The organism is Acetobacter papayae JCM 25143 (genome assembly GCF_000613285.1).
GTDB classification, from domain to species: Bacteria; Pseudomonadota; Alphaproteobacteria; order Acetobacterales; family Acetobacteraceae; genus Acetobacter; species Acetobacter papayae.
In genome coordinates, this window is sequence record NZ_BAIN01000085.1 from 1 (window position 1) to 8,640 (window position 8,640).

Sequence of the window (8,640 nt, forward strand, 5' to 3'; positions counted from 1 at the left end):
CCGCGCGGCGTGGCCGACAGGCTGGCTGTCATGCTGGCCGGGTGGAAAGCCGCGCGTGGGCTATCAAAGCACGCGCGACCTCAAGTTTCGTAATCAGGCGTCGTTAGCGACGATTTTTTCCATAATGCCGATCAGGGCTGAATAATCGGCATCTTCCGCCGCGCGGCGGGTTAGTGAAAGCTGCTGTGTGGTGGCGGCCAGTGTAGGTACTGGCACGGCCAGCCGGGCTGCTGCATCCATGAACAGGCGCATGTCTTTCTGCATCAGCCGGGTAGGGAACTGCGGCGCGAAATCACCGGTTTTGGCCATGCGGATCTTGCGTTTGTGATGGGGAGAAATCACGGCCATTTCATCCAGTGCATCAAAAAGCATGGAGCGGTCGAGCCCGGCAGCCAGTCCGTAAGCGATGGCCTCGGCCACGGCAGCCAGACCCGCCCCCATAATGGCGTTGATAACGAGCTTCAGCCGTGCGCCGCTGCCAGCCGGGCCTGCATGTACGGTCAACCGGCCGATAGCGTCAAAAACGGGCTTGGCGCGCTGCATGGCGGCATCGTCGCCGCCAGCCAGCACTACCAGCGCTGCGGCCTCAGCTTCGGGCGTGCTGCCTGAAACCGGGCAGTCAATCACGGTAACGCCGAGTTTCTGCCCTTCTTCGAACAGTGCCTGTGTGGCTTCGGGGGAAACGGAGCTTGTATTGAGCACAAGCCCGCCGGATTTCATGCCCGCGAATGTCCCCTGCTCACCATACATACAGGTTTCAAGGGCTTCATCATCGGGCACGCATACCAGAATGATATCCGCGGCGCGGGCGACTTCGGCTGCCGTGGCGAGAAAGGGTGTATCGCCATTTCCCCCCTTGCCGGAGGGCGTGTAGGCAACGGTCTTGTAGCCTGCTTTGCCTAGATTGACCGCCATGCGGCTGGCCATTGCACCCAGGCCGATAAAGCCGATGGTCTGTGCTGCTGTCATGATTTTCCGTGACTCCGAAATTTTTCTGCTATCATAGGCCGGAAAAAATGTGCGTCTTCCCGTATGGCGTCACACAGCGTAGCGATTCCACCAAAGGGGTGCAAACCGGCAGGGAGCATACGCATGCTGAGCGTGAAGGAGCCACCCGCACCGGGTCGGCCACGCAGGAAAGCCAGATTGTCGCCATTCCAGAAACAGGTGCTGTTTTACGCCCTGTTCATGGTGCCGCTTGTTTCAGACCTGCTGGAAATGGCACACAGTCCCGATCATGCTCGCGCGGTGGTGGAGCAGCAGCATAAGCTCGGGCTCTATGCCTTTCGCTTTCTCTTGAGTTCCCTGCTTGTCTCGCCGCTCAGGCGTTTTGCGCGGGTGGATTTCATGGTGTACCGGCGGCCTCTGGGGCTGCTGGCGTTTACATATGCCCTGATACATGCGGCGTTTTACTTCGTAGGCATAACGCATTTGAACACCGAGCGGTTGCGGCATGATTTCATGACACATCCGCTGTTTATGTTCGGGCTGCTGGCGCTACTGCTTTTATCGGTGCTGGCGGCCACCTCTACCCGTGGGGCCATCAGGCATATGGGGTGGCGGTGGGCGCGGTTGCACAGGCTTGTTTATGTGGCGGCGGTGCTGGTCAGTGTGCATTTCTGTCTGGCGTTTCGCACATGGCATGTGGAGGCGTTTATTTACGCTGGCGTGACCATGGCCATACTGGCCCTGCGGTGGCTGCCGTCACGCCGGGGCGTTTAAGGCGGTATCGGTTTAGCCGAGCAGGCTTTCGTGTCCCAGTTTTGTCAGCAGGCTGGTAGTGCGTGGTGCGGCATTGAGGATACGCACCTGCTTGTGGCGTGCGCGCAGGCGACTGACGGTTTTTTCCAGTGTGGCAGCGGCACTCAGGTCCCATAGCCGGGCATCGGCCAGATCAATGATCACGTCTGGCGCGTTGTCCTGAAAATCCACGGCATCAGGCAAGAGCGAGGCGGAGGCGAAAAAAAGCTCTCCCCGGACATGGTAGGTGCGGGTCTGGCCATCGGCGCTGTCCTGTGTGCTGACCGCCACCAGCCGCATGACCTGAAAGGAAAAAAACAGACCATTAAGCAGCACACCGCAGGCAACGCCTGCCGCCAGATCATGCGTGGCCACCACAACGGCCACAGTCACGAGCATGACTGCGGAGGACAGGCGCGGATGGCGCAGCAGATCACGTAGGGAAGACCACGAAAACGTGCTGATGGACACCATGATCATGATCGCAACAAGGGCGGCAACCGGCACGCGGGCCACCAGCGGGTGTAATGCCACCAGCAGCAGGAGCAGAAAGGCCCCGGCGGTAAAGGTGGACAGCGCCCGCGCCCGCCATAGCGCAGGTTGCCAACCGTCTGCCCGATCATGCCGCAGCCCGCAATGCCGCCGAACAGCCCGGCCATGATATTGGACAGGCCCAGCCCGGTGCATTCCATGCGCTTGCTGCTATGGGTGTCGGTCATTTCGTCCACCACGGCCGCTGTCATCAGGGATTCCAGCAGCCCCACCATGGCCATGGCGAAGGCATAGGGCAGCACGGTCAGAAGCGCATCAGTGCTCAGCGGCACGGCAGGCAGCGTAAAATGCGGCAGCCCCGTGGGCAATGCGCCCAAATCGGCCACAACCCGCACCGGCATGGGCACGACGGCGCAAAGAGCTGTCAGCACCACGATACAGACAAGGGGGGAGGGAATGGCCGCACTCAGCCGGGGCAGAAGGTACACAATGGCCAGCCCGAGCGCGATCAGGGCGTAGGTGTGCCAGCTTACATGCAGCATTTGCGGAAGCTGGGCTGAAAAAATCAGAATAGCCAACGCGTTGACAAAGCCTGTCTCCACTTCCCGCGAGACAAAGCACATGATGGATTGCAGACGCAGCAGCCCGAACACGATCTGTATGCCGCCCGCCATCAGCGTTGCCAGCAGCAGGTATTGCAGCCCGTGCGTATGTACCAGACTGGCTGCCACCAGAGCCACCGAACCCGCAGCCCCTGAAATCATACCCGGTCTGCCGCCGGTTATGGCAATCACAACACTAATGACAAAGGACGCAAACAGCCCGACTTCGGGCGCTACCCCCGCGACATAGGAAAAGGCGATCACCTCGGGAATAAGGGCGAACGTGCCCACCATGCCCGAAAGGATGTCGCGGACAGGCTGGCCTGTCCATTCGCGGAGATAGTTCTGCACTGTCACGGGTTGGCGGTTCCGGTGTCTGTCTCAAGGAAAGGGTGGCGTGTTGCGGGATAAACCGCCATGCCCCAGCATGAAAGGCTTTTCTGTGCCGGGAAAACACGGCCCTGTCAGCGAGGACGGCGCGGGAGCGATTGTGCCGCGCGCCTGCGCCCTTTATGGCTTGGAGTATGGATGTAGCTGCCAATACCTCTCCCCTGATCTGGATTCTGGCTGGTGAGGCCAGTGGTGACGTGCTGGGCGCACGTCTGATGCAGGCTATCCGCGCACGAGTGCCGGGTGCGCGTTTTGCCGGTGTGGGCGGGCAGCGCATGACTGAGCAGGGGTTGCACAGTCTTTTCCCCCTGCGTGACCTCGCCGTTATGGGGCTGGTGGAAATTCTGCCCCGCCTGCGCCAGCTTTCACGCAGGCTGGATGAAGCCGTGGCCGATATTACCGCCACCCGCCCAGATCTGGTGGTGACGATCGACAGCCCCGGTTTTGCCCTGCGGCTTTTGCGCCGCATAGCCGGGCTGGGGATCGCGCGCGTGCATTATGTGGCGCCACAGGTCTGGGCATGGCGGCAGAAACGCGTGCGGGAATTCCCCGGCCTGTGGGATGAACTGCTCTGCCTGCTGCCATTTGAGCCAGCGTTTTTTAGTAAGCACGGGCTGGCAGCCCGTTTTGTCGGTCATCCGGTTTTGCAGTCCGGTGCCGATCAGGGAGATGCCGCCCGCTTTTACCGCACGCATAATCTGCCCCAAGGTGCGCGGGTGCTGATTCTCATGCCCGGTAGCCGCCGCTCCGAGGTGCCGCGCCTGCTGCCGGTTTTTGGCAGCATGCTGGCCCAGTTGCGCACGCTTTTGCCTGATGTTGTGCCGGTTGTGCCGGTATCCGCTGTCGTGGCTCCGGTGGTGGAGCAGGCTACAGCCCGCTGGCCCGTGCGGCCGGTTATTGTCACCAGCCTGCAGGACAAGCACGATGCCTTTGCCGCAGCGGGAGCCGCGCTGACAAAATCCGGCACCTCAACGCTGGAGCTGGCTCTGGCGGGTGTGCCTATGGCGGTGACGTATCGGGTTAACCCCATCACGGCGTTTTTTGCGCGCAGGCTGATCCGCGTGCCGCATGTAGCCATGGTCAACCTGCTGGCCGGGCGGGAAGTTGTGCCTGAACTGTTGCAGGAGAACTGTCGGGCAGATGTGCTGGCCCGTGCAGTATGCCGATTGTTTGAGGACAAGGCATACGCCGCCGGGCAGAAACAGGCTTTTGCCGAAGTGCTGCACGGGCTGGAAGGGCCGGGGGATACCCAGCCAGCCGATGCGGCTGCGGAAGCCATTCTTGATTTGCTAGCCCGCCGCCCGTCAGCCTGAAACTGCTCAGGGCGCTGAAGCCCCGCGGCCCATGAAGGGTGCAGGGCAGGCGTGTTCAGGCGTGGGTGTGGTAGAGTTCTGCCGGATCGATTTCGGGCTTGGTCAACTCAATCAGACCTTCGGACGTGGCCGCGCGGTAGAAGCAACTCCGGCGACCGGTATGGCACGCTACACCTATCTGATCGACCAGCAGCAGCACGGCATCGGCATCGCAGTCTATGTGCGCTTCGATCAGGGTTTGGGTCTGGCCGGAGGTTTCGCCCTTGCGCCACAGTCCCTTGCGGCTGCGCGAATAATAGCACACCCGGCCCGTTTGCAGGGTTTCACGCAGGGCCTCGCGGTTCATCCATGCGATCATCAGCACCTCGCCCGTGTCATGCTGCTGGGCAATAGCGGCAACAAGACCGGCTGCATCAAAACGCATCGTGTCCAGCATGCTGTCCAGCGTGGCGGTGTCGGGGGCGGTATAGGACATGGGGGGTTAATCCGGCGTGGAGTTGGAGGAAACGGGTGGTTGCAGGGCCTCGGCCAGCCATGCTGGCGGGCGGGGTGTCAGGGTATGGCCAGCACAGAGCAGAGGGGCCGTGGGCAGGCCTGTTTTGAGCATGGCCAACCCCAGATGATCCTGTGAGGAACGCAGCGTGCCCACTTCCACCCCATTCTGCTCGATAGGCGTGCCGGGGGCAGGCAGTGGGGTGGTGGCGGCAACAGGCACAAGCCTGCGCTTGACTAGTGCGCGGTAGTGCATCCGGGCTGTTATTTCCTGCCCCATGTAGCAGCCTTTGCTCCAGGCAATGCCGTTCAGCAGGTCCATATTGGCTTCCGCTGCCAGTGTGCGCCCGGTTTCGCAATCCTGTGCACCATCGGGTAGGCCCAGTGCTAGCCGGTGCAGGGCGTAATCCTGTTCCGTGGCGTTGGCCTTGGTGGCGGGGGGAGCATCAATCAGCCGCCAGCCGGCGTTTTCAAGCGTGGGTCGCGGTAGCTCAGTGCGTTTTCCAGCAGGGTTTCTCCGGCCAGCGTTTCTGTCGCAGCGCCCCACAGGGCATGAACGCTCAGGCCGGTCAGGTCTATCGTTACATCCGCGCGCAGGCGAAAGCGCAGCAACTGGGTGCGCAGGGTTTCCGCCTGTGTGGCGGCGCAGTCCAGCAGCAGGCAGTCGTCCTCAGGGTGGGCCAGCACGAAAAAATCTGCCTGCCAGCGGCCTTGAGGGGTCAGGCAGGCACCCCATGCGGCATCGTTCGGGCCAAGGGCTGCAATATCCGCCGTTACCAGCCCTTGCAAAAAGCGGACACGATCTGCCCCGCTGATACGGATAACCGTTCTGTCCGACAGTCTGGCGCTCTGCGGTGTGCTGTGTGCTGGGGAGGACATGGGGCGCTCCTGTCCGGGCGGTTGGGCTGAATGGGAGAACACCCTACAGCCTGCGGGCTGGGGTTTCAAACCGCCAATGTTTCAAAGACATCGCCTGTAACTGGTTGCGCGCGCACATGTGCGCGATGCCACAGGGCGTAGAACAGCAGCCCCCATGCGGCGGTGCCCTCGCGGGTTTTGTCTGCCGCCATGAAGAGAGCCCGCACCTGCTCGGGGTGGGCGATTTCGGCAATGCAGTCCTGTTTGGCCACCAGTGCGCCCAGTGTCTGCCCGTCCTGTGCAATCCATGAGCCAATTGGCACCGTAAACCCCTGCTTGGGGGCGAAGGGGCGTGCCGCCGGGGCGTGTTGCGCCAGCCAGCGGCGCAGGAGCCATTTGCCCTGACCATTGTGCACACGCAGGTTGTCAGGCAGGCGGCGGGCTACATCAGCCACTACCGGGTCAAGCAGGGGGGTACGACCTTCCAGCCCGTGGGCCATCAGGCAGCGGTCGAGCTTGAGCAGCAGATCATTGGGCAGCCATTCGGCTATATCTACGGCCTGTGCTCGCGCCAGCGGCGTCGCCGCGTGGGCGCAAGCCTGTTCAGCCGCTGCAATACCCGCCCGCCAGTCCGTGTCAGCACCGGGGCGGTCGGCCCGCAGGATGTCGAGCCCGTCAAACACGCCGCGCCGCCATGGGCGTTTGCGGCCTGCCCACCACGGGCGTGTGGCGGCACGGTAGCGCCCGTAACCGCAGAACAGTTCATCCCCACCTTCACCCGAAAGAATAACCCGGACATCCTGCGCGGCGCGGCGGGCCAGAAACCATGTGGGGATAATGGCGTAATCGGTTGCTGGGTCGTCCATACAGGCGACGATTTCAGGCAGGTGCCGCCACACCATGGCGCGCGTGACCATAAGTGTTTCATGCTCGGCCCCTGCTGTCTGTGCCAGTGCGCGAGCAGCTTCGGCCTCGTTGGCGGCCCCCGGCACGTCGAAACTTGCAGTCCATGTATGCAAAGGGGGCGTGGGGTGTGTGGCAGCGCGTTTCAGGCGGCTCATGGCGGTCAGTACGCAGGCACTGTCTATACCGCCGGACAGGAAAAGCCCGAACGGCACATCGGCTCGTTCATGCGCGGAGACGCTGTTCATCAGCGCGGTGTCGAGCAGGGCCAGAGCCCTGTCTTCCGTGATGTTGCCTTGGGTGCGGGGCAGCAGGTCGCTCCGGTGCGTTACCGGCAGGGCGGGCTGGCGGTAACGTGCGGTTATATGTCCATTGATGATGCGCAGGGTTTCGCCGGGCAGAACGCGCCGGATACCGGGGAAAACGGTTTTTTCACCGGGCACGAAACGCAGTTGCAGCATTGTTTCACGCGCTGTGGGGCATAGGGTGCGCTGCACCAGTCCGGCCCGGAGCAGAGCTGCGGGCTCTGAGGCAAAGGCCAGACCATAGGCGGTTTCAGCCATGTAAAGTGGTTTGATACCGAATGGATCGCGCGAGAGCACCACTTCGCCCGTGCCGGTATCGTGCAGGGCTATGGCGTACATGCCGCGCAGGTGGCGGGGATACTCCACCCCCTCGCGGGTAAATAGGGCCAGAGCGGATTCGCAGTCGCTGCCGGTTGTGAATGCGGCGGGGCCGAGGGTCTGGCGGATCTGCGGGTCGTTGTAGATTTCGCCATTGGCGATGAGTGTTGCGGCAGAGTTGCTCAGTGGCTGGTCGCCGCCCGCAAGGTCGATGATGGACAGGCGGGTATGGACAAGATCGGCCCCGCTTTCGCGGCGGATATGCGCGCCGTCCGGCCCCCGGTGGCTCAGTGCTTCTGCCAGAGCTTCCAGCACAGGCAGCGGGCAGGGGGGGGATGCGGCGTCATGGGCCAGCCCGGCAATGCCGCACATCGATCAGTTCTCCACCGTGCTGAGAAAGTCCTGCCATGCGCGTAGGACGGGGGCTGGTGCAAAGGTGCTTTCGTAGGTTGCGCGTCCGGCCTGCGCCAGATTATGCGTCAGCGTGGGGTTTTCCAGCACTTCGTTGAGGGCAGTTGCGAGTGCCGTGGCGTCTTCCACCGGGGCCAGAAGGCCGTTTTTCCCGTGTTCGATCAGCTCTGTCGGGCCTTGTGAGGCGGCGGCCACAACAGGGCGTGTGGCTGAAAAACCCTCGATCACCACATTGCCCAGTGGCTCGTGCCGTGATGGGCAGACCAATGCCGTGCAGGCCCGGATCAGCCCGCCCGGATCCACCGCCCAGCCGGGCATGAGCACGCGCTCATGAACGCCCTCGCGGCGGGCCAGTTCTTCCAGCGCTGCCCGTTCGGGGCCTTCCCCCGCGATAACAAGCGGAATACGGGGCACATGCCGCAGGCTGCGGATCAGGACATCGAAAGCCTTGTTGGTATGCAGGCGGCCAAGGGCCAGCAGAAACGGGGCTCCTTCAGGCAGTCCCGCAGGCCAGATAGCGGGTGTATGCGCCAGATCAGTGGCGAAATTCGGCAGGTAGTGCACCCGCTTTTCGTCCCAGCCCTGTTCGATCATCCATGTTTTCAGCCCGCGTGTATTGCCGATCAGATGCGTGCAACGGCGATAATAAGCGAGATCGTAATACCCTCCCAGCCGTCCGGCCAGCACCCAGTCGCCCTTGGGGGTAAACTGGGCGGCGCGGTTCATCCACGCAACGGTAACGCGCGGTGCAAAAGCCTGTAGGGCGCGGCGCAGGCGCGGGCCTGTGCGCAGGTCGAGCCGCCCGCCAAAGGGGAG

General features: G+C 62.7%; 6 protein-coding genes and 2 pseudogenes. 2 read left to right on the plus strand and 6 right to left on the minus strand.

Annotation, left to right across the window (positions count from 1 at the left end; genetic code table 11):
* Nucleotides 1-93: 93 nt before the first annotated feature.
* The gene (locus tag JCM25143_RS13445) at nt 94-969 is read right to left on the minus strand and encodes an NAD(P)-dependent oxidoreductase (protein WP_025861588.1); all 876 of its coding nucleotides are present in this window, start codon (nt 967-969) and stop codon (nt 94-96) included.
* 123 nt (nt 970-1,092) lie between these two features.
* Here JCM25143_RS13445 and JCM25143_RS13450 point away from each other — a divergent pair, with 123 nt between their 5' ends.
* A complete protein-coding gene (locus JCM25143_RS13450; protein WP_035371341.1) occupies nt 1,093-1,722 on the plus strand; it encodes a ferric reductase-like transmembrane domain-containing protein in 630 nt (209 codons plus the stop codon).
* A 12-nt stretch (nt 1,723-1,734) separates the two neighbouring features.
* Here JCM25143_RS13450 and JCM25143_RS19730 read toward each other — a convergent pair.
* Nucleotides 1,735-3,191, minus strand: a pseudogene (locus tag JCM25143_RS19730) (SulP family inorganic anion transporter).
* A 167-nt stretch (nt 3,192-3,358) separates the two neighbouring features.
* On the opposite strand from JCM25143_RS19730, the gene lpxB reads away from it, so the two are divergent.
* Nucleotides 3,359-4,537, plus strand: a complete 1,179-nt coding sequence (lpxB, locus tag JCM25143_RS13460; protein WP_025861590.1) for a lipid-A-disaccharide synthase — start codon at nt 3,359-3,361, stop codon at nt 4,535-4,537.
* A 55-nt stretch (nt 4,538-4,592) separates the two neighbouring features.
* On the opposite strand, the gene hisI is transcribed toward lpxB, so the two are convergent.
* The 4 genes and pseudogenes from hisI to JCM25143_RS13480 form a co-directional block, all read right to left on the minus strand.
* Entirely contained in the window at nt 4,593-5,012 is a 420-nt protein-coding gene (hisI, locus tag JCM25143_RS13465; RefSeq protein WP_025861591.1) for a phosphoribosyl-AMP cyclohydrolase, read from the minus strand.
* A gap of 6 nt (nt 5,013-5,018) precedes the next feature.
* Nucleotides 5,019-5,908: pseudogene (ygfZ, locus tag JCM25143_RS25470) on the minus strand (CAF17-like 4Fe-4S cluster assembly/insertion protein YgfZ).
* Nucleotides 5,909-5,973: 65 nt separating this feature from the next.
* Nucleotides 5,974-7,785 carry an asparagine synthase (glutamine-hydrolyzing) gene (gene asnB, locus JCM25143_RS13475; RefSeq protein ID WP_025861592.1) on the minus strand — a complete coding sequence of 604 codons (1,812 nt, stop codon included), beginning with the start codon at nt 7,783-7,785 and terminating at the stop codon, nt 5,974-5,976.
* A 3-nt stretch (nt 7,786-7,788) separates the two neighbouring features.
* Nucleotides 7,789-8,640: glycosyltransferase (locus JCM25143_RS13480; protein WP_025861593.1), on the minus strand; the 852-nt coding region annotated here is incomplete at its 5' end.

What these genes read in the sequence shown, in the direction of transcription:
- JCM25143_RS13445 (WP_025861588.1), bottom strand. Translation starts at nt 969, where the DNA reads ATGACAGCAGCACAGACCATCGGCTTTATCGGCCTGGGTGCAATGGCC.
- JCM25143_RS13450 (WP_035371341.1), top strand. Translation starts at nt 1,093, where the DNA reads ATGCTGAGCGTGAAGGAGCCACCCGCACCGGGTCGGCCACGCAGGAAA.
- lpxB (WP_025861590.1), top strand. Translation starts at nt 3,359, where the DNA reads ATGGATGTAGCTGCCAATACCTCTCCCCTGATCTGGATTCTGGCTGGT.
- hisI (WP_025861591.1), bottom strand. Translation starts at nt 5,012, where the DNA reads ATGTCCTATACCGCCCCCGACACCGCCACGCTGGACAGCATGCTGGAC.
- asnB (WP_025861592.1), bottom strand. Translation starts at nt 7,785, where the DNA reads ATGTGCGGCATTGCCGGGCTGGCCCATGACGCCGCATCCCCCCCCTGC.